25 protein-coding genes are annotated in these 25397 nt (G+C 69.5%); 7 read left to right on the top strand and 18 right to left on the bottom strand.

Annotated elements, in window-relative coordinates; translation table 11 throughout:
- Window positions 1–278 precede the first annotated feature (278 nt).
- The 4 genes from ACWGIC_RS22380 (at window position 279) to ACWGIC_RS22365 (ending at window position 6153) form a co-directional block, all read left to right on the top strand.
- Window positions 279–1703 (top strand): xanthine dehydrogenase small subunit, encoded by a 1425-nt coding sequence (locus ACWGIC_RS22380; protein ID WP_452077889.1) that lies wholly within the window; start codon window positions 279–281, stop codon window positions 1701–1703.
- Entirely contained in the window at window positions 1700–4066 is a 2367-nt protein-coding gene (xdhB, locus tag ACWGIC_RS22375; RefSeq protein WP_452077888.1) for a xanthine dehydrogenase molybdopterin binding subunit, read from the top strand. Before ACWGIC_RS22380 ends, xdhB begins: the two co-directional genes overlap by 4 nt.
- Window positions 4063–4887 carry a xanthine dehydrogenase accessory protein XdhC gene (gene xdhC / locus ACWGIC_RS22370; protein WP_452077887.1) on the top strand — a complete coding sequence of 275 codons (825 nt, stop codon included), beginning with the start codon at window positions 4063–4065 and terminating at the stop codon, window positions 4885–4887. Before xdhB ends, xdhC begins: the two co-directional genes overlap by 4 nt.
- A 72-nt stretch (window positions 4888–4959) precedes the next feature.
- A complete protein-coding gene (locus tag ACWGIC_RS22365) occupies window positions 4960–6153 on the top strand; it encodes a GNAT family N-acetyltransferase (protein WP_452077886.1) in 1194 nt (397 codons plus the stop codon).
- Here ACWGIC_RS22365 and ACWGIC_RS22360 read toward each other — a convergent pair.
- The 3 genes from ACWGIC_RS22360 to ACWGIC_RS22350 are packed head-to-tail and all read right to left on the bottom strand — an operon-like array spanning window position 6150 to window position 8222.
- On the bottom strand, window positions 6150–6713 hold the full coding sequence (locus tag ACWGIC_RS22360; protein WP_452077885.1) for a TetR/AcrR family transcriptional regulator: 564 nt from the start codon (window positions 6711–6713) through the stop codon (window positions 6150–6152). The genes ACWGIC_RS22365 and ACWGIC_RS22360 overlap by 4 nt on opposite strands.
- Complete coding sequence (locus ACWGIC_RS22355) at window positions 6710–8032, bottom strand: amidase (protein WP_452077884.1); 1323 nt, start codon at window positions 8030–8032, stop codon at window positions 6710–6712. Before ACWGIC_RS22355 ends, ACWGIC_RS22360 begins: the two co-directional genes overlap by 4 nt.
- Window positions 8019–8222, bottom strand: coding sequence for a hypothetical protein (locus tag ACWGIC_RS22350; protein ID WP_452077883.1), 204 nt, complete (start codon window positions 8220–8222; stop codon window positions 8019–8021). Before ACWGIC_RS22350 ends, ACWGIC_RS22355 begins: the two co-directional genes overlap by 14 nt.
- Window positions 8223–8312: 90 nt before the next feature.
- On the opposite strand from ACWGIC_RS22350, the gene ACWGIC_RS22345 reads away from it, so the two are divergent.
- A complete protein-coding gene (locus ACWGIC_RS22345) occupies window positions 8313–9173 on the top strand; it encodes an MBL fold metallo-hydrolase (RefSeq protein WP_452077882.1) in 861 nt (286 codons plus the stop codon).
- Window positions 9174–9211: 38 nt separating this feature from the next.
- Here the strand turns inward: ACWGIC_RS22345 and ACWGIC_RS22340 are convergent, their stop codons facing one another.
- The 8 genes from ACWGIC_RS22340 to ACWGIC_RS22305 all read right to left on the bottom strand — a co-directional run bounded on the left by ACWGIC_RS22340 (window position 9212) and on the right by ACWGIC_RS22305 (window position 15914).
- The gene (locus ACWGIC_RS22340) at window positions 9212–9958 is read right to left on the bottom strand and encodes a cysteine hydrolase family protein (RefSeq protein ID WP_452077881.1); all 747 of its coding nucleotides are present in this window, start codon (window positions 9956–9958) and stop codon (window positions 9212–9214) included.
- Complete coding sequence (locus ACWGIC_RS22335) at window positions 9942–11288, bottom strand: MFS transporter (protein WP_452077880.1); 1347 nt, start codon at window positions 11286–11288, stop codon at window positions 9942–9944. The genes ACWGIC_RS22340 and ACWGIC_RS22335 overlap by 17 nt, the downstream gene beginning before the upstream one ends.
- A gap of 97 nt (window positions 11289–11385) precedes the next feature.
- A complete protein-coding gene (locus ACWGIC_RS22330; protein WP_452077879.1) occupies window positions 11386–11916 on the bottom strand; it encodes a flavin reductase family protein in 531 nt (176 codons plus the stop codon).
- A 72-nt stretch (window positions 11917–11988) separates the two neighbouring features.
- Window positions 11989–12333 (bottom strand): cupin domain-containing protein, encoded by a 345-nt coding sequence (locus tag ACWGIC_RS22325; RefSeq protein ID WP_452077878.1) that lies wholly within the window; start codon window positions 12331–12333, stop codon window positions 11989–11991.
- The gene (locus ACWGIC_RS22320; RefSeq protein ID WP_452077877.1) at window positions 12330–13790 is read right to left on the bottom strand and encodes a 4-hydroxyphenylacetate 3-hydroxylase family protein; all 1461 of its coding nucleotides are present in this window, start codon (window positions 13788–13790) and stop codon (window positions 12330–12332) included. The genes ACWGIC_RS22325 and ACWGIC_RS22320 overlap by 4 nt, the downstream gene beginning before the upstream one ends.
- Window positions 13790–14449, bottom strand: coding sequence for a DUF2848 family protein (locus tag ACWGIC_RS22315; protein WP_452077876.1), 660 nt, complete (start codon window positions 14447–14449; stop codon window positions 13790–13792). The genes ACWGIC_RS22320 and ACWGIC_RS22315 overlap by 1 nt, the downstream gene beginning before the upstream one ends.
- Window positions 14446–15258 carry a carbon-nitrogen family hydrolase gene (locus tag ACWGIC_RS22310; RefSeq protein WP_452077875.1) on the bottom strand — a complete coding sequence of 271 codons (813 nt, stop codon included), beginning with the start codon at window positions 15256–15258 and terminating at the stop codon, window positions 14446–14448. The genes ACWGIC_RS22315 and ACWGIC_RS22310 overlap by 4 nt, the downstream gene beginning before the upstream one ends.
- Window positions 15255–15914 (bottom strand): GntR family transcriptional regulator, encoded by a 660-nt coding sequence (locus ACWGIC_RS22305; protein ID WP_452077874.1) that lies wholly within the window; start codon window positions 15912–15914, stop codon window positions 15255–15257. Before ACWGIC_RS22305 ends, ACWGIC_RS22310 begins: the two co-directional genes overlap by 4 nt.
- Before the next feature lie 1209 nt (window positions 15915–17123).
- Here ACWGIC_RS22305 and ACWGIC_RS22300 point away from each other — a divergent pair.
- Window positions 17124–18164, top strand: a complete 1041-nt coding sequence (locus ACWGIC_RS22300; RefSeq protein ID WP_452077873.1) for a ricin-type beta-trefoil lectin domain protein — start codon at window positions 17124–17126, stop codon at window positions 18162–18164.
- A gap of 185 nt (window positions 18165–18349) precedes the next feature.
- Complete coding sequence (locus ACWGIC_RS22295) at window positions 18350–19570, top strand: amidohydrolase family protein (protein ID WP_452077872.1); 1221 nt, start codon at window positions 18350–18352, stop codon at window positions 19568–19570.
- Here ACWGIC_RS22295 and ACWGIC_RS22290 read toward each other — a convergent pair.
- From ACWGIC_RS22290 to ACWGIC_RS22260, 7 genes are all read right to left on the bottom strand, one after another.
- The gene (locus ACWGIC_RS22290) at window positions 19525–21300 is read right to left on the bottom strand and encodes a glycoside hydrolase family 76 protein (RefSeq protein WP_452077871.1); all 1776 of its coding nucleotides are present in this window, start codon (window positions 21298–21300) and stop codon (window positions 19525–19527) included. The two genes, ACWGIC_RS22295 and ACWGIC_RS22290, sit on opposite strands and share 46 nt — an antisense overlap.
- Window positions 21301–21411: 111 nt before the next feature.
- Complete coding sequence (locus ACWGIC_RS22285; protein WP_451994384.1) at window positions 21412–21603, bottom strand: hypothetical protein; 192 nt, start codon at window positions 21601–21603, stop codon at window positions 21412–21414.
- Between the two features lie 95 nt (window positions 21604–21698).
- The gene (locus ACWGIC_RS22280; RefSeq protein WP_452077870.1) at window positions 21699–22340 is read right to left on the bottom strand and encodes a hypothetical protein; all 642 of its coding nucleotides are present in this window, start codon (window positions 22338–22340) and stop codon (window positions 21699–21701) included.
- On the bottom strand, window positions 22340–22648 hold the full coding sequence (locus ACWGIC_RS22275; protein WP_452077869.1) for a YbaB/EbfC family nucleoid-associated protein: 309 nt from the start codon (window positions 22646–22648) through the stop codon (window positions 22340–22342). The genes ACWGIC_RS22280 and ACWGIC_RS22275 overlap by 1 nt, the downstream gene beginning before the upstream one ends.
- Window positions 22645–23751, bottom strand: coding sequence for a CHAP domain-containing protein (locus ACWGIC_RS22270; RefSeq protein ID WP_452077868.1), 1107 nt, complete (start codon window positions 23749–23751; stop codon window positions 22645–22647). The genes ACWGIC_RS22275 and ACWGIC_RS22270 overlap by 4 nt, the downstream gene beginning before the upstream one ends.
- 10 nt (window positions 23752–23761) lie before the next feature.
- Window positions 23762–24535 carry a transglycosylase SLT domain-containing protein gene (locus ACWGIC_RS22265; protein WP_452077867.1) on the bottom strand — a complete coding sequence of 258 codons (774 nt, stop codon included), beginning with the start codon at window positions 24533–24535 and terminating at the stop codon, window positions 23762–23764.
- A 36-nt stretch (window positions 24536–24571) separates the two neighbouring features.
- Complete coding sequence (locus tag ACWGIC_RS22260; protein WP_452077866.1) at window positions 24572–25393, bottom strand: ESX secretion-associated protein EspG; 822 nt, start codon at window positions 25391–25393, stop codon at window positions 24572–24574.
- Window positions 25394–25397: the final 4 nt, after the last annotated feature.

Below are 25397 nucleotides of genomic sequence, written 5' to 3'. Positions count from 1 at the left end.
GTGCCCGCACCGCCCGTTCCGTTCGCTCTCGAGGAGGTGCGCGTGCTTCTGACTTCCGGACAGCTCGCCGACCTCCGTCAGCGCACGCGCCAATCCGCCTGGAACAAGGGGCGCGTCGCGCACGGCTGGCCAGCGCTGCCCTGAGCGGTCTCCCCCGCTCGGTCGCGCTCTGGGCACGAGTCTCGTTGCCCAATTTCTTCCCCACGGTCCCCTGACCCGCGCCGATGCGGCGCGTCGGCGGCCGTGGACCCAGCCGAGAAAAGACGAGAGGAACTCCGATGGCCGACCCCGAGGTGACCGTCAACGGGAAACGCACCGCCCTCGGCGGCGTCCCCGTGCACACCACGGCGCTGGACTGGCTGCGCGGGCAGGGCCTGACCAGCTGCAAGGAGGGCTGCGCCGAAGGCGAATGCGGAGCGTGCGCGATCCTGGTCGCGCGCCCCGGCGTCGAATCCCCGACGGACCTGGTCGCGATCAACGCGTGCCTCGCCCCGGCCGGTTCGCTCGACGGGCAGGAGGTGTGGACGGCCGAGGGTCTCGGATCCGCCGGGGACCTGCACCCGGTTCAGCACGAAATGGCCGTGCGTGGCGGATCCCAGTGCGGTTACTGCACTCCCGGGTTCGTCTGCAGCATGGCTGCCGAGTACTACCGCAGCGACCGCGACGCGACCGGCGACGACCACGCGCCGAACGGGTTCGACATCCACGCGCTGAGCGGAAACCTCTGCCGCTGCACCGGATACCGGCCGATCCGCGACGCCGCGCGCGCGCTCGGCGCTCCCCCGGCGGACGACCCGCTGGCCCGGCGCCGGAGCCGCACCGCACCGGAACCCGTTGCGACACAACTGCACGAAGACGGCCGGGACTACCTTCGCCCGGACACCTGGGCCGAAGCGCTGCAGCTGCGCCGCGACCGTCCTAACGCGACTTTCGTGGCCGGGTCGACCGACTGGGGCGTCGAGGTGAACATCCGCGGAGTCCGGGCGGAGTGCGTCGTCGCCATCGATCGCGTGCCCGAACTGCAGACCCTGGACATCGGCGCGGACGTGATCGAAATCGGCGCCGGGCTGAGCCTCACCGAAATGGACCGCCGCCTCGACGGCCGGGTTCCGCTGCTGAGCCAGCTGATCCCGCAGTTCGCGTCCCGGCTGATCCGGAACGCCGCGACGCTCGGCGGAAACCTCGGCACCGGCTCGCCGATCGGCGACTCCGCGCCGGTGCTGCTCGCCCTCGGCGCGAGCGTGGTCTTGTCCTCTGTGGACGGAGAACGGGAAGTGCCGCTCGCCGAGTACTTCACCGGTTACCGGCAGAGCGTCCGGCGAGCCGGCGAACTGATCCGGTCGATACGGATTCCGTTGCCATTGGCCGGAACCACCGCGTTCCACAAGGTCGCCAAACGGCGGTTCGACGACATTTCCAGCGTCGCCGTCGCGTTCGCGCTCGACATCGAAGACGGTCTCGTGCGCACCGCGCGGATCGGGCTCGGCGGGGTCGCCGCGACGCCGATTCGCGCTCGGGACACCGAAGCCGCGCTCGTCGGCCAGCCGTGGAGCGAGGAAACCGTCCGCGCCGCCGCGGAAATCCTGCGCGGCGAGGGCACGCCGATGGACGACCACCGGGCGAGCGCGGCCTACCGCGCCGCGACTTTGGGCCGCAGCCTACTGAAACTGCATGCGGACTCCCTGGAAGGGGCACGAGCATGAGCGCACTGTCCGAACGCCCGGAAAGCCCGTCCATCGGGATCGCCCGGCCGCACGAGGCCGCCGCGGCGCACGTCCGGGGCACCGCGCTGTACACCGACGATCTCGTCGCCCGCACCAAAGACGTGCTGCACGCATACCCCGTACAGGTAAACGAGGCGCACGCGAAGGTGCTCGCGATCCGCACCGAAGCGGCCGAAGCCGTGCCGGGCGTGGTCCGCGTGCTCACCGCCGCGGATGTCCCTGGGGTCAACGATTCCGGCGTGCACCACGACGAACCGCTGTTCCCGTCCGAGGTGATGTTCTTCGGCCACGCCGTGTGCTGGGTGCTCGGCGAGACGCTGGAAGCGGCGCGGCTGGGCGCGGCGGCCGTCGAGGTGGACACCGAAGCGCTGCCGTCGCTGGTGACGGTCGGCGAGGCGATCGCAGCGGGCAGTTTCCAGGGCGAGCCGCGAGTGGTGGCGCGCGGCGACGTCGACCCGGCGATGGCCAGTGCGGCACACGTTTTCCGCGGCGAGTTCGACTTCGCCGGCCAGGAGCATTTCTACCTGGAAACCCAGTGCGCGCTGGCGCACGTGGACGAAGCCGACCAGGTTTTCGTGCAGAGCAGCACGCAGCATCCGTCGGAAACGCAGGACATCGTGGCGCACGTGCTGGACAAGCACAGCCACGAGGTGACCGTGCAGAGCCTGCGGATGGGCGGCGGTTTCGGCGGCAAGGAATGGCAGCCGCACGGATACGCCGCGGTCGCCGCGCTCGGCGCCACGCTCACCGGGCGTCCGGTGCGGCTGCGCCTGACCCGCACCCAGGACATGACGATGACCGGCAAACGGCACGGGTTCCACGCCGAATGGAGCGTCGGGTTCGACGCCGACGGCAAGCTCCAGGCGCTGGACGTCGTGCTGACCGCGGACGGCGGCTGGAGCCTCGACCTGTCCGAACCGGTGCTCGCCCGCGCGCTGTGCCACGTCGACAACGCGTACTGGATTCCGCACGTCCGCGCGATGGGGCGGATCGCGAAGACGAACAAGACGTCGCAGACCGCGTTCCGCGGGTTCGGCGGGCCGCAGGGAATGCTGGTGATCGAGGACATCCTCGGCCGCTGCGCGCCGCTGCTCGGCATCGACCCGATCGAACTGCGGAGGCGCAACTTCTACACCGAAGGCCAGGAAACGCCGTACGGGATGCCGGTGCGGCACCCGGAACGCATCCACCGGATCTGGCAGCAGCTGCTGGATTCGGGCGACGCCGAGCGTCGGCAGGCGGAAATCGCGGCGTACAACGCGAAACACGCGCATTCCAAGCGCGGCCTCGCGATCACGCCGGTGAAGTTCGGGATTTCCTTCAACCTCACCGCGTTCAACCAGGCCGGCGCGCTGGTGCACGTGTACAAGGACGGCTCGGTGCTGATCAACCACGGCGGCACCGAAATGGGCCAGGGCCTGCACACGAAAATGCTGCAGGTGGCCGCGACCGCGCTGGGCGTGCCGCCGGAGAAGGTGCGGCTGGCCCCGACCCGGACGGACAAGGTGCCGAACACCTCGGCCACCGCGGCGAGTTCGGGCGCGGACCTCAACGGCGGCGCGGTCAAGAACGCCTGCGAGCAGATCCGCGACCGGCTTCTGGCCGTCGCGGCGGGCAAGCTCGGCGTGCCCGAAAGCGAAGTCCGGATCGTCCGCGGCGCCGCGCGCACCCCGTCCGGCGAGGAAATCGGCTGGGACGAACTCGTGCACACCGCCTACTTCGACCGGGTGCACCTCTCGGCGGCCGGGTACTACCGGACCGAAGGGTTGAGCTGGGATTCCGCGACGATGAGCGGGACCCCGTTCAAGTATTTCGCCTATGGCGCGGCGCTGGCCGAGGTCGAGGTGGACGACTTCACCGGCGCGTACCGGACGCGGCGGGTCGACATCGTGCACGACGTCGGCGACAGCCTGTCCCCGCTGATCGACATCGGCCAGATCGAAGGCGGTTTCGTGCAGGGCATGGGCTGGCTGACGCTGGAAGACCTGCGTTGGGACGAGTCCGACCGGCCGTCTCGCGGACGGCTCGCGACCCAGGCGGCGAGCACGTACAAGCTGCCGAGCCTTTCGGAGATGCCGGAGGTCTTCAACGTCACGTTGCTCACCGACGCCGCGGAAGAAGGCGCGGTCTACGGCTCGAAGGCGGTCGGCGAACCGCCGTTGATGCTGGCCTTCGCGGTGCGGGAAGCGTTGCGGCAGGCCGTCGCGGCGTTCGGCGAGCCAGGGCACAGCGTCGATCTCGCTTCCCCGGCGACACCGGAGGCCGTGTTCTGGGCGATCGACCGCGCCGTCACCGCCGCGCAGGCCGAGGCACCGGTGCCGGATCTGGTGGGCCAGCCGTGAACTGGCTCAGCGCGGTGCAGCACCTGCGGGACGCGGGGCTGCCGGGTGTGCTCGTCACGGTGACGTCCTCGCGCGGCCACACCCCGCGCGAGGGCGGCGCGAAAATGGTGGTCGGCTCGACGGAATGCCACGGCACGATCGGCGGCGGCAACGCCGAGGCGGTCGCGATCGAACGGGCCCGGGACCTGTTGCGGGACAACGCGACCGCACCGGTGCTGCAAACGCTTTCGTTGTCCGACAAGGCTCCCTACCAGCACGGCGTGCAATGCTGCGGAGGGACGATGACGCTGTTGTTCGAGCCGCTTCCGGTGCGTCCGGCGGTGGCGGTCTTCGGGGTCGGCCACGTCGGCTTGGAGCTGGCGCGAGTGCTCGCCCGGCACGAGATCTCGCTGCACCTGATCGACAGCCGGCCGGCGCAGCTGACAGCGGAACGGCTGGCTGTGCTCGACGACGCGATAGCGAGCGTGCACGTCCACCAGGTCCCGCTGCTGCCGGAGACGGTCCTGTCGGAGCTGCCCGCGGGCACGCACGTGCTGATCATGACGCACGACCACGCCGAGGACATCGCGCTGTGCGACGCGGCTCTGCGCAGCGGCACGTGCGGGTCGATCGGGCTGATCGGATCCGCCGGGAAGTGGTCGCGGTTCCGGAAACGCCTGACCGATCTCGGCCACGACGAGGCGGCGCTGTCCCGGATCACGACCCCGATCGGCCTTCCGGACCTGACCGGCAAGGAACCGGCGGTGATCGCGGTGAGCGTCGCGGCGGCGTTGCTGCAGAAGTTCCAGGCGCGCGTCCGGCCGGAGGCGCTTCAGGCGTAAATCGCTTGCCTGCCCCCGGGAGCACGGCTGGGATACCGTGGAGACACCGTCTGCTCCTGGGGGACTCCTGCGATGGAAATCCGGCACAACAACGATTACGACCTCTTCTTCAGCACCGTCCAAGCCGCGTTCGGCCGTTACTGGCCGGAGTCGGCAGGCAGCGGCATCCTGGGCGCTTTCGAGAGCGAACGGAGTCTCGTCGCCGTCGCGCCGGACGGGAAGCCGATCGGCACCACCGGCGCGTACTCCTTCGACCTCACGCTGCCGGGCGACGTGCTCGTCCCCGCCGCCGGCGTGACTGCCGTGGGGGTGCTGCCGACGCACCGGCGCCAGGGCGTGCTCCGCGCGATGATGCAAGAGCAGCTCGCCGACGTCCGCGCTCGCGGGGAGTTCCTGTCCATGCTGCTCTGCAGCGAAGCGGTGATCTACCGGCGGTTCGGCTACGGACCGGCGACCTACACGCAGCAGCTGACCGTCCAACGGCACCGCGCCGCTTTCGGCACCCCGCGCGGGGGTTCGGCCGTCGCGACCGGCTCACTCGAACTGCTGCGCCGCGCCGACTGCGCTGAGCTCCTGGAAGAGATCTACGACCGCTACCGCCGCACCCAGCCCGGTGCGCTCTCGCGGCCGCACCGCTGGTGGGCGCTGGGCGCGGGACACCCGCCGATCGCACCGGAACCGCGGTACATCGCCGTGCACCGGGACGCCGACGGCACCGCGGACGGATACGCCAGCTACGTGGTCAACGACGGCACTCTGACGGTCGACGAGGTCATCGCGGTCGACGACGCGTCCTTCACCTCGCTGACCCAGTATCTGCTCGGGCACGACCTGGTCGAACAGATCAAGTTCAAGCACCTCCCGCCGGAAAACCCGCTGCGCTGGCAGCTGGCCGACCTCCGCGCGGCCGAGCCCACCGAAACGGACTGGCTCTGGCTGCGGATCCTGGACGTCCCGCGCGCCCTGACCGCCCGCGGCTGGTTCGCCGACGGTTCGCTGGTGCTCGACGTGACCGACCCGTTCCTGGATGACCGCGGCCGGTACCTGCTGACGGTGCGGGACGGGAAGGCCGAATGCGTGCGGACGGACCAGGAACCGGACCTGACGCTGGACGTCAGCGACCTCGGGTCGGTCTACCTCGGCGGGACGCTGCCGAGCACGCTGGTGCGGGCCGGGCATGTCCAGGCGCATCACGAGGAAGCGGCTCGGCGGGCGGATCTGCTGTTCCGGTCGGACCGCCTCCCGCACTGCGTGCAGTGGTTCTAAGGGTTCTCGGCCAGCACCCCGGCCGCCAGCCGGCGGGCGTAGGCGGCGTCGAGACCGTCCGGGCGGAACAGGATCCGGTACATGATCGGCGCCACCACGCGGTCCATCACCGTCTCCGCGTCCGGCGCTGCCTCGCCCCGGGCGACCGCCCTGGCCAGGACGACTTCCACCTGGTCAGCGGCGTACGCCGAGCACTGTCCGGCGTTGCTGCCGTCCGGATCGCCGAGCAGCGCGTCCCGGATGTAGGCCCGGCCCGCGGGCGAGGCCATCTCGTCCAGGAACAGTTCGGTCCACGCCGCCAGGTCCGCCGCAAGGGAGCCGTAGTCCTCCGGCGGCGCCTCCGGGCGCAGGCGCTCGACCGCGACATCCGACAGGAGTTCCTGAAGGTCGCCCCAACGCCGGTAGATCGTTGACGGCGTGACGCCTGCGCGCGCCGCGACCTGCGGCACGGTCAGCGCGTCCCGGCCCGATTCGGCGATCAGGTCGCGGACGGCGGCGTGCACCGATTCCTGGACTCGCGCGCTGCGCCCGCCGGGACGCACCATCCGCTTCTGGCTCACCGTGCCACTTTAAGCCGCGCCCGTTCCAGTGCGTGTCCGGTCCGCAGCAGCACCGCTTCTCCGTGTGGCCGGGCGAGCAGTTGCAGGCCGATCGGCATCTCGTCGGCGTCGTCGCCGATCGGGAGCGTTAAGGCTGGTACGCCGGTGATGTTCGCGGGGGCAGACAGGCGCACGTACGCGTCCGAGACCGCTTCGACGGTGCCGTCGGACCAGGTGACCGTCTCCTGTCCGGCTGGGACGGCGGTCATCGGGACGGTCGGTGCGGCGATCACGTCGATCTTTTCGAACAGTCGCGTCCATTCCTGGCGCATGAGGGTGCGGGCGCGCTGGGCGCGCAGGTAGTCCCCCGCGCTCATCAACTCGCCGGCTTCGAGCAGGACCCGGACGTCGGCGGCGTACTGGTCGGGCACGGTGCGCAGGCTTCGTTCGTGGTAGGCCGTGGCTTCGGGAACCATCAGGCCCCACTGCGTCGCCTGGAGGTAGCGGGTCATCGGGATTTCGACGTCGACCAGCTCGGCGCCCAGTTCGGCGAGATGGCCGATCGCTTCTCGGACTGCGGCTTCCACCGCGGGGTCGAGGTGGTCGAAGTAGTAGTTGCCGGGGACTCCGACGCGCAGGCCGGTCACGTCGCCGCCGGTCGGATACGACTGTCCGCTCAGGACGGACAGGACGAGTGCGGCGTCCTCGACGGTGCGGGTGATCGGGCCGACGTGGTCCAGCGACCAGGACAGCGACGTCACGCCGTTCCTGGGGATGAGGCCGTAAGTCGGTTTGAGGCCGACGACTCCGTTCAGCGCGGCGGGGACTCGGATCGAGCCGCCGGTGTCGGTGCCGAGGGCGAACGTCGCCGCGCCCGCCGCGACTGCTACCGCCGAACCGCCGCTGGATCCTCCGGCCACGCGGGACGGGTTCCGCGCGTTGTGGGTCTGCGGGGTCGTGAGCCCGTAGGCGAATTCGTGTGTGTGGGTTTTGCCGAGGAGCACCGCTCCGGCGGCCTTGAGCTGGGCGGCGACGGTGCTGTCTTGTTCGGCGCGATGTCCGGCGCGGACCTGGGAGCTGGCGGTGGTCGCGGTTCCGGCGACGTCGATCAGGTCCTTCAAGCCCATCGGGACGCCGTGCAGCGGACTGCGGGCCTCTTCGTCTGCCGCGGCTCGCGCTTCGGCGCGGGCTCGATCCGCGACCACCTCGACATAGGCGTGCAGCCGGGGTTCCACCTCGTCGATGCGGGTCAGGACGTCCTCGACCAGCTCGACTGGCGACACGCGCCGGTCCCGGATCGCGGCGGAGGCTTCGGCGAGGGCGAGGTCAGCCAGCGACATGGCGGACGCCCTCCTCCGCGCGGTAGACGGAAGCGGGCGGGGTGTCGCCGAAATCCAGGTCGCGCAGGACAGATACCACCGAGTGGATGTGGTTGGCGACGGCGGCCACGCTGGTATGCCGCGCGGCGGCCAGCGGCAGTCCGGCTCGGGCGGCCAGGCTCGCCGCCTCGTCGGGGGTCAGGTCGGACACAGGAACTCCTAAAAGCTAAGTGTTTGCTTTAAGCGACAGTAGCCGCTACCGTCGCTTAAAGCAAATATGTTGCGTTAAGGAGGGGTTGCCATGTCCTGGACCGTCGGTGAGGTCACCGTCCACCGGATCGACGAAATCGAACTGCCCGCCGCGACCGGGCCGTGGCTGCTGCCCGGCGCGACCGCCGAGGTCGTCTCGGGCGAGGACTGGCTGCGGCCGGATTTCGCCGGCGACGGCGCGATCCGCTTGCACAGCCACAGTTTCGCGTTCGAGAAGGACGGGATGAAGATCCTCGTGGACACCGGGATCGGCAACGGGAAGGCCCGCGCCAACCCGGCGTGGCACGGCCTGGACACCGGATACCTGGACGCGCTGGCCGCCGCCGGATTCGCCCCGGACGAGGTGGATCTGGTGCTGCTCACCCATCTGCACACCGACCACGTCGGCTGGAACACCCGCGAACAGGACGGCGAATGGGTGCCGACGTTCGCCTCTGCCCGGCACGTCACCGCACGGGCCGAACGGGAGTTCTGGGCGAGCTACGAGATGGACGCGCCGCGGCGGCAGATGTTCGAGGATTCCGTGCTGCCGGTGGAACGCGCGGGGCTGCTGGACCTGGTCGACGTCCCCGAGGCCGGGGTGGAGATCGTGTCCGGCGTGCGGTTGCTGCCGACGCCCGGCCACACCCCGGGCCACGTCTCGATCGAACTGACCAGCTCCGGCGAAACAGCGCTCATCACCGGGGACGCGGTGCACCACCCGGTGCAGTTCGCGCGCCCGGAGATCGGCGCGTCGGTGGACATCGACCCGGCGGAATCCGAGAAGACCCGCCGCCGCCTGCTCGCCGGGCTGGCCGATTCGGGAACTCTCGTGCTGGGAACGCACTTCGCCCCTCCCACCGGCGGGCGACTGACCTCCCACGGGTCGGGGTACCGGCTGGAAAAGCCGTGAGGGAATGCGAGTCCCTCACGGACTTTCCGGCGGGCCAATCAGGTTCTGGATATCCTGGTTTTCGCTTCGCGGTGCAGGGTGTCGCCCTCGCTCAGCGCGGCGATGATCGTCTGGTGGTCCATTACCCGGCCGAAGCCACGCCGAATGGTGCGGAGCGTGGCGCGGTGAGCTTCGGCGTTGTCGGTCGCGTTGACATCTGAGCCGAACACGATGTGGTAGCCGAGGAAATACCCGGTCCGGGCGGTGGATTCGCAGCAGAAGTTGGTGAGCGTGCCGCACACGATCAGCGTCCGGACTCCCTGGCACCGCAACGCGTAGTCGAGATCCGTGCCCGCAAAGGAGTCGTACGTGTGTTTCGCGGAAATGACGCGTTCGCCGTCGCGTGGCTGCAACCCGTGGTACAGCTTGGCTCCCGGCTTTCCCTCCGCGATCGCACCGCTCGCGATCGGCGGCCAGAAGGCGTAGAAGTCGTGTGCGACGTCCGGGGCGATCGTGTGCTCGGTGTACAGCACCGGCACCCCGGCCTCCCGGCAAGCCTCGATCAGCGCCTGCACCCGCGGCAGCTGCCGGTACGCCTCCGGCACCCGCATCGGCCCGTCCGGGCGGACGAAATCCTCCTGGAGGTCCACGACGATCAGCGCGCATTCCTCGGGCTTGATCTCGAACGCCCAGTGCTTGTCCGTGTCGTAGTCCGCGTCAGCGGCCGCGATCTGCTCACGCTCGCCGTCGAGAAGGTCCTTCTCGCTGCGGCCGTAAGCGTTCAGGTACTCAGTCAACGGGTGCACGAACTTCCTCCTTCTTCGCCGCGTCTCCAGCCACCGAACCGAGATCCACCGACTTCGTCTCCTTCGCGATCAGCGAAGCCACCAGCGAAATCAAGCCCATCACCGCCAGATAGACGCCGATCGCGTAACCGGTGCCGAATTTCGCGTACAGCCCGATCGCGATGATCGGCGCGAGCGAACCGGCCAGTACCGACGCCAGGTTGTACGCCAGCGAAACCCCGGAATACCGCACCTCAGTCGGGAACAGCTCCGCGAAGAACGCCCCGATCACCGAGCTGTACGCGGCGAAGATCAGCAATCCGCCAGCCACCGCGACCGTGATCAACCCGGGACTGCGCGTGTCGACCAGCGCGAAGAACACGAACGCCCACACGATCGTCGCCACCGAGGCGACCAGGTAAATCGGCCGCCGTCCGATCCGGTCGGCCAGCAGGGCGAACAGCGGGATCGTCACCACCGCGCACGCCTGCCCGACCAGCACTGCCGTCAAGCCGACCGAACTGTCCATTTTGAGCACAGTCGTGACGTAAGTGATCACGAACAACGAGAACAGATAGAACCCGGCGTTCTCGCCGAAACGCGTTGCCGCCGCGAGAAGAACGCTGCGCCAATGCTTGCGGACGACCACACCGGCAGGCAGTCCCTTAGGCTTGGGAGCGTCCTTGAACAACGGGGTTTCCGCGACATAAAGCCGCAGCCACAGGCCGATCAGAACCAGCACCGCGGACAGCCCGAACGCGATCCGCCAGCCCCACGACAGGAACTGCGCCGACGGCATCACGCCGCCGAGCACGGCCAGCACACCGGCAGCGAGCAGATTCCCCAATGGCGGCCCGACATTCGGCCACGAAGACCAGAACGCCCGCCTCGCGCTGTCGCCGTGTTCGGACACTAGCAGCACCGCCCCGCCCCATTCGCCGCCGAGCGCAAACCCTTGCACCAAGCGGCAAACGACGAGCAGCAACGGCGCGAGCACGCCGACTGCCTCGTAAGTGGGCAGCAATGCGATCAAGAAGGTCGAAGCGCCCATCAGCAGCAGGCTAGCGATGAGCGTCGACCGCCGCCCCTTGCGGTCGCCCAAGTGGCCGAGCACCACCGCGCCGAGCGGCCGGGCGAGGAAGCCGACCGCGTAGGTGGCGAAGGCCAGAACAGTGCCGACCAACGGGTCGTGCGACGGGAAATACAGTTTGTTGAAGACCAAAGTGGACGCGGTGCCGTACAGAAAGAAGTCGTACCATTCGACGGCGGTGCCGGCGAGGCTCGACGCCGCCACCACCCCCAGCCGCGTGTGCGGGCGTTTTCTGTTACGTTCGCGAGAGGTATCGGCCATTTCGGCTCCTCTAGTCGGAGGGACGCAGTGCTGGTACCGGAAGCCTCGGTGGCTGTTGACGCAGCCACCGAGGCGTGTTCCCCCCCTGGGAACGACCTCAGAAGAACCAGTGCACGGGCTCGTTGGCCCGGTCGGCGAGGTCCGCGAACCGTCCCCCGTGGAACGCCAGCGGTTCGCCGTCGCGCTCGCACACGCTGCGCACGTGCCCGAACACGACGACATGGTCGCCGGCGATCAGATGCCGCTCGACGTCGCATTCGAGGTGCGCGAAGGCGTCCGGGATCACCGGCACGCGATGACGGCCTTCGGTCACCTCCAGCCCGGCGAAGTGGTCCTCGCCGCGGCGAGCGAAACGCAGCGCGAGCTGTTCCTGCCGCGCGGACAGGATGTTCACCGCGAACCGGCCCGCCTCGACGACCGCGTCGGTGCTGCGCGCGCCGGTCGTCAGACACACGAGCAGCAGGGGCGGGTCCAGCGAAACCGACGTCAGCGAGTTGACGGTCATCCCGTGCGGCACCCCCGCCGCCCGGGTGGTGACCACCGCGACGCCGGTGGCGAAACGCCCCATCGTGCGGCGCATCGTCATCGGGTCGACCTCGGCCGAGGACGTCGACGAAGTGGTGATCATGGGGCTCTCCCTTGCGAAGGGCCTCGTGAGTGTTCATGCCGGTTAGCACCGGCATCGCCACTCACGAGGGGGTCAGGCGGGGTAGCGGACCTCGAACGTGACGACCCCCTCGTCGGTCCGCCACGGGCCGTGCGGCATGCCCGGCGGGCGGCAGGCGTACATCCCCGCGGTGAACGTCCGGCCGAGCGTGAGGTCGGTGAACGAACCTTCGAGAATGTAGACCTCCTCCCAGAAATCGTGCTTCTGCACGCCCATCGGCGTCGAATCGGCACCCGGTTCGTAGCGCAGGATCCGCGTCGCCACCCCGGTTTCCGGGTCCTTGGCGAGAACCCGCTCGGTGATCTTCGGGTCGTCGCCTGGGCAGACCGTGAAAGCGACGTCGGTCACCGGGAAGAATTCGTGTTCCGGCTTGTTCATCGGGTGATCGCTCCGTCGAGGTCGTAGCTGGACAGGAAGGCGTCGATGTCGCCGAGCGCGGCGTCGAAGCCGTAGTTGCGGAAGGCGTAGCCCTTCACCACGAACGGCGCGCCGGCGTAGAACATCTCGTATTGGTGGTGGCGTCCGGCGAATTCGCTGCCGACGACGTCCCAGGCGAGCTTGAACAGCTTCACCCGCTCCTCCGCGGGCGCGGACGGGCTGTGAATGTACTTGTCGATATCGGCGCGGGTCTCCGGATTCGTCAGGTCCGCCACGCTGGAGGGCACCTGCAGCACGCCGCCGCCGACCAGGTCGCGCAGGATCGCCAGCAGCCGCGGGTACAGCTCGGCCTGCAGCCCCATCGCGCCGTACACCGCGCGGGAACCGGGCCGCCACATGCCGTTCTCGTCCGGCTCGGCGGTGTACTCGGCAGCCAGCACGGCCGATTCCACAATGGACGCGAGGCTGGCCAGCTCGCCCAGCTTCTCGACCACGCCGGGGAATTTGTCGACTCCGTTGACCGCCGCGACCTTGCGGGCTAGGCCGGCGATGAACTGCGTCTTCACCATGAACCGGATCTGCGCCTGCCAGTTGCCGAACACGTGCGCGCCGGTGTCGAAGAACTGTCGCCGCAATCCGGCGACATCACGGTAGACGAACACCCGGTCCCACGGAATGAAGACGTCGTCGAAGACCACCAGCGCATCGGTTTCGTCGTATCGCGAGGTGAGCGGGTAGTCGTATTCGCTCGTGGCTGCCGGAGCGTACGGACGGCGGCAGTAGAGCTTAAGTCCTTCTGCGTCAACGGGAACCGCGAAGCCGAGCGCGAAGTCGGCGTCCTCCGGTCCGAGCGGCTTGATGCAGGACACGAAGATCTCGTCGGCCACCGCGCCGCCGGTCGCGAGCATCTGCGCCCCGCGGATCACGATGCCGTCCTCGCGCTCCTCCGCGACGCCCGCCTGGATCAAGTCGCCTTCCCAGGCGTGCGCGGTGGTCGCCCGCGACACCTGCGGCGGGATGATCGCGTAGGAGACATACAGGTTCTCCTCCAGCACGCGCTTGTGATAAGCGGCGATGTTGGCGGAAAAGTCGCGCTCCCCTTGCGAAAACGCCTCGGGGTGCGCGGAAAAGGCTGCGACGAACGCACCGACGTGGTCCGGGCTGCGGCCGACCCAGCCGTGCGTGTGCCGTGCCCAAGTCGTCGCCGCTTCGCGGTACGCCTTGAGGTCTTCCCTGCTGCGCGGCGGCGTGAAGAGACGGTTCACGGTGGACCCGGTCGCCGGGTCGGCGACCGAGATGCCGGACTCCGGGTCGGCCGCGAGGTCGAACAGTTCCGCGATGGTCTTCGCGATCGGGGCGAACGCTGGGTGGTGGGCGACGTCCTCGACCGGCGCGCCGTCGAGGTAGATCCGCCGGGGGCCTTTCAGTGCGGCCAGGTAGTCGGCTCCGCTGCGCATCACTCGCTCCTCTGTTTCGTTTCGTACGCGTGGGTCAAGGTCGGGCCGCCGGGCAGCTCCAGGTGGACGCGCCAGTACGCGCCGGGCACGAATTCGCCGCCGAGCAACGGCAAAGTGCCGCAGTACAGCGCGAAATCGCCCTCGATCGGACCGAGCCGTTCGAGCAGATCCGCCGGGTGCCGCAGTGCGGCCAGTTCCCCCTTCTGGTACGGGCATCCGTCCACACTGGAGTCCGCGACGACGTGGTCCCAGTCCGGAATGGACACTTCAGAGCCGAGCTCGGCGACCACTTCCCCGAGCGGCTTCGGACAGGCCGCTTTGGACAGTGCGACGCCGTCGCGCTCCAGGTCGCGGTCAGTGTGATCGGACCCGACGCCGAGGAAATACCGCCCCTGATGGCGGATCAGCACCGGCTCGACCTCGCCCGACGTCCCCGGCGCGGTCACCCCGACCACCGGCTCCGTCGTCAGCAATTCCGGATCCAGCTGGTAAAACGCGGGCACCGTTTCCGGCCGCGGCACGCCGATCGCCGCCAGCTCGGCGATGTGCTCCTCGACCGCGGCCTCGTCGCTGCCGGTGTACCCGGCCACCACCAGCCGCGCCGGGGTGAACGCCAGTTCCTCCCCGCTTCCCGCGACGTGCAGGGCAATCGTGGTCATACTCCCGCTCCTGTGCAGTCTGCTGTGGACACCGGCCACCGGCGATCGGCCAGCACCGGGAACTCCGCCCGCACGGTGTCCACAATGGATTGGTCTATTTCGCAGCGCAGCACTTCCTCGCCCGTGCCCGCCTCGGCCAGCACGGTCCCCCACGGATCGACGATCCGGCTGGCACCGGCCAGCTCGACGCCGCCGTGCTGCGTGCCGGCCGCGTTCACCGCGATCACCACGACCTGCTCTTCCACCGCACGGCACGAGGTGAACATCCGCCAGTGCTCGCGCCGCGCCGCCGGCCATGCCGCCGGAACGACGACCGTCTTCGCTCCGCGGTCCACCAGCCCGCGCCACAACTCGGGAAACCGCAAGTCGTAACAGGTCGTGGCCCCAATCGGCCCGAGCTCCGTCTCCGCGACACTGAGCGTGTCGCCCGGCGTGAGCAGTTCCGCTTCCCGCGAGGCGTAGCCGAAGACGTGCACCTTGCGATAGGTATGCGCGATCGTGCCGTCCGGCGCGAGCAACACCGCGGTGTTGAACAGCCTGCCCGCCGTGTCCCTCTCGACCACACTGCCGAGATGCACATACGCGCCGAGGCTGCGCGCCCACTCGCGCCCCGCCGCGACCGTCGGCCCGTCCAGCGTTTCCGCCTCGTCCGGATACGCGTCGAACGAGAAGTACCCGGCAGCCCACAACTCCGGCAGCACGACCAGCTCGGCCCCGCGCGCCGACTCCACCAGCTGCCCGGCCCGCACCCGGCGCTCCGCGGCCGTCTCGTCCGGCGGGCTGGCCAGCTGCACCAGCGCGACTTTCACAGCCGCTCCCCGACCCGCAACGCCGTCATCGTGCTGGACAAGTGCTGCGCCAGCGCTTCCCCGGCCGCTTCCGGTTCGCCGCCGCGGAGCGCTTCGACGATCGCCGCGTGCTCAGCCAGCACGGTTTCCGCACGGGTTTCACTCCCCGCGACCGCCCGCAGGCCCATCCGGACCTGCCGCTCCCGCAACGATTCGTAGAACTCGGCCAGCACCGGATTCCCCGCCCGCCGCACGATCGCCCGGTGGAACGCGCGGTCGAACTCGATGAACCGCACCGGCTCGCCGACCATTTCGCGCTGCTTCCGCAGGATCTCGTCCAGCTCGGCGAGGAAGGCCTCGTCGACGCGCTCGGCGAGCTTGCGGACACACCAGTCCTCGACCAGCTCGCGCGCCTCCATCACCGCCCGCACCTCCGAATCGGAAATCGGCGGCACGAACGCGCCCTTCTTCGGCACGATCTCGAGAAACCCCTCCGCCTCGAGCCGCAACAGCGCTTCCCGCACCGGCGTCCGGGACGTCCCCGCCGCCTCGGCGACCTCCGATTCGGTGAGGAAAGTCCCGCCGTCGCGCGGCAGCTCGGCGATGCGCTGCTTGAGGAACCGATAGGTGACGTCCTGCGCGGACCCGGCCCGCCCAGCCTGTCGTACACTGCTCATGGACAAGATGTATACATCACGCATGGCAGGCGGACAAGGGGTGTTTGCCGAGGTTGAGCGGGTGTGGTGGGTGGGCGGGGTGGCTGGGATGAGGTGGTCGGCCGGGTTGCGGAGTTGGGCCGGGTTGGGCGGGGTTGCCGGGTTAGGCGGGGTTGCCGGGCTGGGGCGCGGTTGCCGGGCGGGGCGGAGCTGCCAGGTTGGGGCGCAGTTGCCAGGTTGGGGCGCAGTCGCCGGGTGGGGCGCAGTTGCCGGGTGGGGCGGAGCTGCCAGGTTGGGGCGCAGTCGCCAGGTTGGGCGGGGCTGCCGGGTTGGGCGCGGCCGCCGGGTGGGGCGAGGGCGGTTCGAGCGGTGCCGCGTAACGGGTGGGAGATGAGCGTTTTCTCCCTGCCGGAGGTCTGGGCACTGCCGCCTCGCTGACGGGAACGGCTGCTGGCTCCTGGACGGCCGGGAGTGCGCTGCCGCCTCGCCGACGAGGACAACCGCTTACTCCCGACGAGACGGTCTGAGCACCGCCCCCTCGCCTACCGGAACAGCCGCACACTCCCGACCGGGCGATCCGGGCACCGCCGCCTTGCCGATGAGAACACCCGTTCACCCCCGGCGCACGGTCCGAGCACCGCCACCCCGCCGACGAGAACGGCTGTCCGCTCCTGGCCGGGCTGTTTGAGCACGGCCTCCTCGCCGACGGAAACCGCCACTCACCCCCGGCCGGGCAACGTGGGTGAGACCGGGCGCCCGGCCAGGACAACCGTGAAGTTCGGCGCAGCCGCAGTCCCGCACCGCCGAGAGTCAGCCCCTCCCCGAGAATCTCCGCCACAGAAATGCCCGGCCGGACCCCGGAAATGCCCGCGCGCACCGCACCCGGCGCCCCGACGAGACAGAAAACCGGTCAAGCGGCCGCACCGCTGTTGACGAATCACTCACTGTCTTTACGCTGGCAACCACGCCGGGCAGCGGAATGGCCTTCGCTCTCGCAACTTCCTCCGCGGTCATCCGGCATTCCACAGTGGATTTTCCGAGGAAAGGCGAAATCCCGTGAGAAAAAGAACCCGCGCCGCAGCGATCGTAGCCGCTTTACTTGCCGGGGCGTTGTCGATTTCAGCACCAGCACCAGCGACCGCCACGGCCTCCCCCGCACCACGAGCGATTCCCCATTCCACCCCGTGCGACGGGGACGGGCAGAGCGGAAAACGCGTCCAAGCAGTCTACGTGCACGCCACCAATCAGCCCGACCGGCACGACCAATTGGCGGAGCAGTTCCGCACTTTCGCCGACCAGATCGACGACGATTTCGTCGAAGCGGGACTGCGCCTCGGCGGCGAAATCCGGCACGTACGGTTCGTGACCGACGCGAACTGCCGCGCCACGATCGACGACGTCGCCGTCGATCCGGCGAGAATGAGCGATCCGCAGGCGATAGCGGACGCCATCGGAGAGCAAGGGTACAACCGAGCCGACCGGAAGTACCTGGTCTGGTACGACAAGGACGGCTGCGGGCTGGCGTTCGGCAGCGGCGGAGACGACCGCCCTGGCGCGGACAACCAGTACAACAACGGCCCGCATTACGCGACGGTCGGCACCGGGTGCTGGTCCTGGCAGGCCAGCGGCCACGAACTGCTGCACACCCTCGGCGCGGTGAACTCGAGCGCCCCGCACGCGTCGAGGAACGGCCATTGCTGGGACGACGAAGACATCATGTGCTACGACGACGGCGGATTGCCGAATCCGCCGGGCCAGCTGGTGAAATCGTGTCCCGGAGCACCGGAAAACCAAATCGACTGCAACGGCGACGACTATTTCAACACCAGGCCGCCGGAAGGAACCTACCTCGCCACGCATTGGAATGTCGCCAGCAGCGAATTCCTTATCCGCGGCGATCGGCCGTACGCGGTCGGCACCGTCACCGGCGTGGCGAACAGGTGTGTGGACGTCGCTTTTTCCGGACGGGACAACGGAACCGCCGTCCAGTTGTGGGGATGCGACTACACCAGCGCCCAGCAATGGACCGTCCGCGACGGGACGCTCCGGTCGCTGGGCAAATGCCTGCGCACGTCCGGTGATCTCGCCGAGCTGTGGGAGTGCGACGGCTCCGCCGCGCAGAACTGGCAAATCCGCGGCGACGGCAGCATCCTGAACCCCGGTTCGGGCCGCTGCCTCGGCACCAAGGACGGCGCGAGCGCCGAAGGTACCCGCCTCGCCCTGCGCGACTGCACGGGATCCGCGGACCAGAAGTGGAACACCCCTGCCTGACTGGCACGGCTGGCACTGACCCCGAACCGGCCCGGGCGTTCCGGCGGAACGTCCGGGCCTTCCGCTGCCCAGGCGACCTGGTCACCTCGACCTCACCAGCTAGCCGGAAAGTGCCCTCTTGGCACCAAGATCATCGCTGCTTACGGTTTCGGAGTCACCACCGCACAACCTGCCGGGAGTTCTCCGTGAACCACTTCGTCATTACCGGCGCACGCGTCTTCGACGGTGAGAACTCGCTGGGAATCGTGGACGTCGAGGTCGCCGACGGACGGATCGCGAGCGTCGCGGGCCGCCGTCCCGAAGGGGTCGACCTCGTCGACGCCAGCGGGGCCACTCTGCTGCCCGGCCTCATCGACGCGCACACGCACACCGACGCGGAGTCGCTCCGCCAGGCGCTGACGTTCGGGGTCACCACTGAATTCGACATGCTCTCGATGCCACAGCAGATGATTCCGTTGCGCCGCAAGGTCGCCGCCTCGGATGGCCTTGCCGACGTGCGTTCTCCGTCCATCGGGCTCACTCCGGCGGGCGGGCATCCGCAGCAGCTGCGCAAGGGCGAAGGCGACCCGCCGTGGCCGACTGCCGCGCGCCCGCAGGACGTACCGGCCTTTGTCGAGGCCAGGATCGCTGAGGGAGCCGACTATCTCAAAGTGCTGGTGGAAGACGGTCAGCTCTTCGGAGGCGACCCGCTGCCCCGTCTCGCTCCGGAACTGGTCGCGGCGACGGTTCGCGAAAGCCACCGACGCGGGAAAATGGTGCTGGCCCACGCGATGACCGTCGAGACCGTCGAACAAGTCGTCGACGCCGGAGTGGACGGGCTCACCCATCTCTTCTTCGACCGTCCGCACACCGCGGAGTTGATCGAAAAGATCGCCGCCGCAGGGGTTTTCGTGATTCCCACGGTGACGGTGATCGCGTCGATCACCGGTGAGCCTGCCGGTCGACGGCTCGCCGAGGATCCGCGTGTCTACCCCAAGCTGGGCCCGGAATGGCGGGAGAACCTGTCCGGAGCGATGGCCACCAGCCCCCGCGAGCACTTCGGCTACGCGCTGGAAACGTTGGCTGCGCTCAAGAAAGCCGGCGTCGACATCCTCGCGGGAACGGACGCCGCGCACCTCGGCGCACCCGGGATGGCCCACGGCGCCAGCCTGCACGACGAACTGCGCCTGCTGACGACGGCGGGATTCACTCCGACCGAAGCCCTTCGAGCAGCGACATCCATCCCGGCTCAGCGCTTCGGGCTGGCCGACCGCGGCCGGATCAAGCCCGGTTTCCGCGCAGACCTCGTGCTGGTCACCGGCGATCCGACGGCCGCCATCGGCGACACCCTCTCGATCCGGCACGTCTGGCGCAACGGAACCTACTGCGCGGCAGCAGCGATCAACGCCTCCAGCCCGGAGGTCTGAGTCCGCCAATCCACCGCGTTCGGCGTGCCGCCGGCCCACCGCTCGCCGATCCGGTTCAGCGGATCACGGTCCCGCAGCCACACCGAATCCGCCTGCTGGCGCACGAAATCCCGGTACTTCTGATCGGCGGCCGAAGCGAAATCGCCGAAGTACCGCAGGAAAATGCCTTTGAACTGCTTCTGGTTGTCGTCGCACGAGCCGGTATCGCACGACTCCACCAGGACACCCTCCGAAGTGAGGCCGGTCATCGCCGCGTCCGCCAGTCGCCGGGCGGTGTCCGCATAGGACTGGTCGCCGGTCGCCCGCCAGAGTTCGGTGAAGCCGCCGATCGCCAGGCCCTGGTTGTAGGTCCAGACGGTCTGGCCGTTGTTCGCGCAACCCGCGGTGAGACCGTCGTTGACCAGCCCCGCCGAGTTGATCAGACCGCTGCGCAGGTACCAGTCCCCGGCCGCACGGGCACGCGCGAGCCATTCGGTGTCACCGTCGAGGCGGCGGTGCAAGGCGGCGGCGAGACGCAGGTACAACCCGCTGGTGACAGCGTTCTTGTACGTCCGTTCGCGGTCCCACCAGACTCCACCGCCGCAGGTGCTGGGATCCCAGAAGCCGTGCACGTAATCGGCGATTTTCGCGGCTTCGGCGAGATAACGTCCGTCGTGCGTGCGGTCGTACGCGGCGAGCCACGCCAGGCCCCACCACGCGGTGTCGTCGATCGCGCGGCTGATGAAGTCGCCGGCGATCGGGTCGGAACTCCGCGCCCCGGCGGGAAACGCGGACCGGTTCACGTCGAAGACCCGCGCCAGCACGGGATCCACGCCGGAGACTCCGGAATCCGCCAGTGCGGTCACCGCGACCGCCGAATTCCACCAGCTCGACGGCCACCAAGCGCGGTAAACATCCTGCGAGAACAGCAAGGCGTCGACCGCGGCAGCGACCCGCGACTGGACGGGACGCGCCCACTCGGTGCAAGCGCCTTCCTGGTGGTTGGCTTCCCGGCCGCACGCCCGAACGGCGCCGCCGCTCATCCGTCCGCGTGGATCCCGGGTGGCGAAGGTCGCGGTCTGTGCCGCTGTCGCACCGGCGGGGACAGTCGTGCGGCCGAGCGACGAGCCGTCAGGCCAGGTCGCGCCCGCGTCCCACGAGCGGTCCAGCCAGATTTCATCGCCGGGACCGCCGGAATCGAGGCCGGCCCAGGCCATTCCGCGTTCGTCGAAGTGGAGCCGGACGGCCCGGCCGAAGATCGTCGCGGACGGCACCGGCTGGCTGTCGCCGGTCCCGGGCGCGGAACCGTCGCAGGCGGCATCGCAGACGGTCGGGTAGATCCAGGCCGTGCACGCGACCGCCTGTGCGTCCCCGCAGGCCCGGAGCAGGCCGCGGCGGTGGCCGACGGGGTCGGTGAGGTTGTACATGAGCGTGCGGGTGCCGGTCCACGTGTCCGGGACGCTCGCTTTGCCGAGCAGGCCGTCCCAGGTGCTGCCGCCGTCCCAGGACCGGTCGAGCCACACCGCGTCACCGGTGCGGCCGTTGTCGATGCTGGCCCACGCCATCCCGTCGGGATCGGAGACGTGCAGCCGCAGCACCCGGCCGTTGAGATCCTTGTCCGGCAACGGAAAACTCTCCTGCGCGGCCCGCGACGGATCGAGGGTGTCGCAGGAGAGCGCGCAAACCGCGGCGGCCGCGCGCGGGACGGTCAAGGAGGCGAACACGAGCAGCATCACGAGCACGGTCCGCATGGACTCGTCCCCTCGCCAGGGTGAATTTCCGTCCAGAATAGGAACTCGCGCGGGCACTGGTGAAGCCCCGCGCGAGGTTCTGTCCCGTTCCGGACAGCCGGGTTGCCCCGATCAGCCGCCGCTGCCCTGGCGCCGTCCGACCGAACGGCCGATGAAGTAGCCGAGGATCAGCCCGACGATCAGGCCGATCGCGATGAAGAAGATGATCGTGGCGGCGGCGATCTTGCCGACCGTCCCGAGGAACCCCTTGGCCTCGAGGTCGGTCGCGATCGCCACGGACTGGGTCAGTGCGTAGTGGGTCATGCCTCCCAGGATGGCACCGGCCGCGGGCAGGCGCCCGGACGGCGCACCGCGAGTGGGTGAGGACACTCGCCGCTACCGGGGCGTTCGGGCGCCGCTCAGTCCCTGACCGGTTTGAGCACGAAGCCCTCCTCGTCGTGGTCCTCGGCCGGGGCGCGCCGCCGCGGTGCGGGCGGCTGGGCGGCCTCCGGCCGGACGTCCGGCTCGGGCTTCGGCGCGGGCGGCTCCGTCTCCGGGACGTCGTCCAGCCCCAGCGCGTCTTCGACGGCCGCCGCGACCGCGGGGACGCATCCCGCGCGGACGGCACGCAGGCCCTGGTGCAACGCGCGCGTACCGGCCTCGGTGCTGAGCCGGGAGATCTCCGCCGCGAGCGCGGCCGGGCCCAGTTCGAGCGCGGCCTCGCGGATGTCCAGATGGACGAGCATGCCGTGGACGTCCACCGTGACGTCCAGGCCCTCGCCGCTGGCCGTCACGCGGATGCCGGCCAAGCCCTCGGACAGGCCCAGCTGCTCCGGGATCTCCTCGGCGATCTCGATCAGCTCGTCGATCCCGCGTTCGTCCCCATCGGGTTCCTCGGGTCCGTCTTGCTCATCAGCCTCGGCTGGAGGCCTGTCGAATTGCCCGGCTGGCTCGCGCTCGTCGGAGTCGAACGCGCGTTCCTCGCCCGCGTCCTCGAACCCGCCGCTGCCGCCCGCGTGCCCGCCGCCGAGCCGTCCAGCCGCGCCGTACACCTCCGTCATCACACTCTCCAGGTGTCCGGTGTGGTGTCTTCGGCGCGGTCCGCCAGGTCTTTCTCCGTGCCGAGGCCAAGACTGCTCAGCTGGCCGTCGCTGAGCCCGCCGAGATCGCCCAGTTCGGCTTCCAGGGCGCGACGGGCGCGTTCGTTGGCCTCGGCGGCCGCCTCGCGTACCGCGCGCAGGATCGCGTCGGCCAGCCGGGGACCGCCGCCGCGCAGGGCGTCCGCGGTCAGTTCCAGGGTGCGCAGTGCTCCGCCGGGGGCGACCTCCACCGTCACCCCGGCCTGCCGTGCCGTGCCGGTGATGCTCACTTCGGGTGCACCCCGCCGTAGAACTTGTGCAGGTCGCGGGGCAGCGTGTAGGTCAAGCGCTCGACCTGGTCGTTCGCGTTGCCCTCGATCGTGGTGATCTTGTTGCCCTCGACCTTTTCGATGATCCCGATGTGATGGCTCTGCCCCCACGAGGGGCCGTCGCCGAACAGGATCGTGTCGCCCGGGCGAGCGTTGTGCGCGAGCGCGCCTCGGTCGTAGGCGAGATGGTGGCGCTGGCCCCATTTGTAGACGTCGCCGGTGAAGCCGTACTTCGGGATGTCCACTCCGGCCGAACGCCACATCGACGTCGCGAAGTAGGCGCACCACGGCTGTCCGGTCGGGCCCCATTTGTTCCGGTTGTTCGGACCCTCGTGGTAGCCGAGGTTGTGCCGCGCGTGGTCGAGGATCTTGTCGACCTTCTTGCTGTGGCTGACAGTCGTCTTTCCGTGGTGCTGCTCGTGTTTCTTGTGCGCTTCGTGTTTCTTGTGCTGCTCGTGCTTGCGGTGGTCGCCGGGCTTGGCGCGGTGCGTCCCGCCCGGGTCGGCGACCCCGTCGTGGTTCAGGTCCTTCTGCAGCGCCCGCAGCTTGCGCGCCGCCTCCTCCATCTCCGCGCGGGCGTTCTTCAGATGCCCGCCGGATTCCTTCAGGTACTTGCCCGCCAGGTCGGCCACGTCGCCGATCGCCATCAGCAGCGCCGCCGGGCTTCCGTTGCGCGCCAGGACATATCCGGCGTCGATGATCTTGCGTGCCTTCGCGACGAACTCGTCGATCAGTTTCCCGGTGGCCTGGTGCCGCCCGGCGAGCGCGTCGGTGACCTCGCTGACCACCTTGGCCCCGTGCGTGCTCGCCTGCGCGGTGACCTTGAGGTCGCGGCCGAACTTGCCGGTGTCGTGCTCGAAGGCCGGATTCGCCTTGCTGTGCCAGGTGTTCAGCAGCGCGTGCGCGGCTTTGCGCTGCGCGTCGTACTGCGCGGTGATCTCGCGCGCCGCCTGCTGCAGCGCGTGCTGCGCGGCCTGCGAGTCCGCGGCCTTGCCCTGAAGCTTGCCGTGGTGCGTTTTCATCTCGTCCGCGAACAGCGTCGCGACCCCTGCGGTGTCCACCATGGATTCCCCCTCAGCCCAGAATGCCCTTGATGTCGTGTGCGCTGATCGCCGCGCCGGCGTCCGCCTCCGCGCCCGCATAGGCCTGCCGCGCCCGGAAAACCGAGGCGCTCAGCGTGCGCGCGTGCGCCCCGGTGGCCCGCACCTGCGATTCCAGCGAACGGCTGAAATCCCCCAGCGCGTCGGAGAATCCGGTTTCCTGGCCGACCTTCCCGAAGCTGTCCTTGGCGATCCCGGTGACGCGGTGCACCGTTTTCCGGCCGACCGACACCAGTTCGTTCGCGACGTGCTCGGTAGTGCGCTCGTAGGCGAGGAACTGTTCGAGATCGGCCTTGAACCCGCCGTCCTTGCCGCCCTTGCCGGGGTGGTGCGGCTTCGCGGGTTTGTGCGGGTGGTGCCCGCCCTTGCCGTGGTGGCGGGTGACGTCCTCGGCGGCCTTGCGCGCGGCGGCGAGATGGCTCTTGTACGCGCCGTTGGTGTAGGTGGACCACGGCTGGAAGCTCTTGCCGTGTCCCGAAATCGCCCAGGCGGCCTTGGCGTTCTCGTCCGCGTCGAACAGTTCGTCGTTGGAGCGCAGATGGAACTCGTGGCGGCGGGCGGGGCCGAGCGAGCCGAGCATGTTGACCTGCCACAGCCCGTACGAATTGTCCGGCGGGGTCCCGTTGTGCGCACGGGTGTTCCCGCCCGATTCCGCCAGTGCCACCGCGACCGCGGTGGTCAGCGCGTGCCCGCGGAACCCGGCCCGGTACGCGTGCTGGGCGATTTCCTCGGCCGACAACTTGCTCATCTCCTGCCCCCTTCAGCAGGGCGCTTCGCCGCTGCCCTAAGTGAGACGGAACCCTTCGCGTTCAGGTTCCCTAGTCCCCCGAACGGACGACACCTGGCGCCCGAGTTCCTGCATCCGGTCGGCGAGCCACGCGTGGTCCGCCGGCGTGACCGTGACCCATTGCGTGCCCGCGCTTTCCCGCACGACCGCGCCGTACCGCCCGGCTTCCGTGTCGTACCAGGCGACTACCGGCGAACGGCCGCCCGGGCCGTTGACCGCGAACTGGCCGTACGCGACGCGCGGCGTGGTGACGAGCGTCGAAATCGCGCGCAGATCGCGACCGGAGAGACCGGCCCGGCCGAGCACTCGCTCGAACGCGGCATGCCCGTTCTCCGCAAACGCTTGCATAGCTTCGGAAAACGCCTCGCGCGGCAGCCGCACCGCGTTGCCGGGCCCGGGTTCGGCGGCACCCACGACGCCCGCGGCGAGCTGCGGGACGTCATCCGGCAGGCACGGTCGCAGCGCGAGTTCGCCCGCGTCGAGAACCGCCAGCACGCCCAGTTTGCGTCCGGCCGCGACCAGCGCGCGCAGCGGCGGATCGCGGAACACCAGCAGGTCGACCGAAAACACCGGTTCGGCCAGCACCGCGAACACCTGGCCGAGCCTCGGGTGCGGTTCGTCCTCGTCGTCGAGCAGCCCGGCCGCGGCGAGGCTATCCGCGACCTGCGCGCCGAGCTGGTCGCGTTCGTCCATCGTGGCGCCGTGCGACGGGACGTCCAGCGGATACGGCAGAGGGCCGAGGTCGAAATCCGACCACAGCAGGTCGAATTCGAGGTGCGAGAGCGCGACCCCGTCGACTTCGGGGAGATGTCTGGCCATCCGC

The organism is Amycolatopsis sp. NPDC054798, from assembly GCF_053611505.1.
The sequence above is the reverse complement of the archived record's forward strand: the minus strand, read 5'-3'. Positions and strand labels throughout refer to the sequence as shown.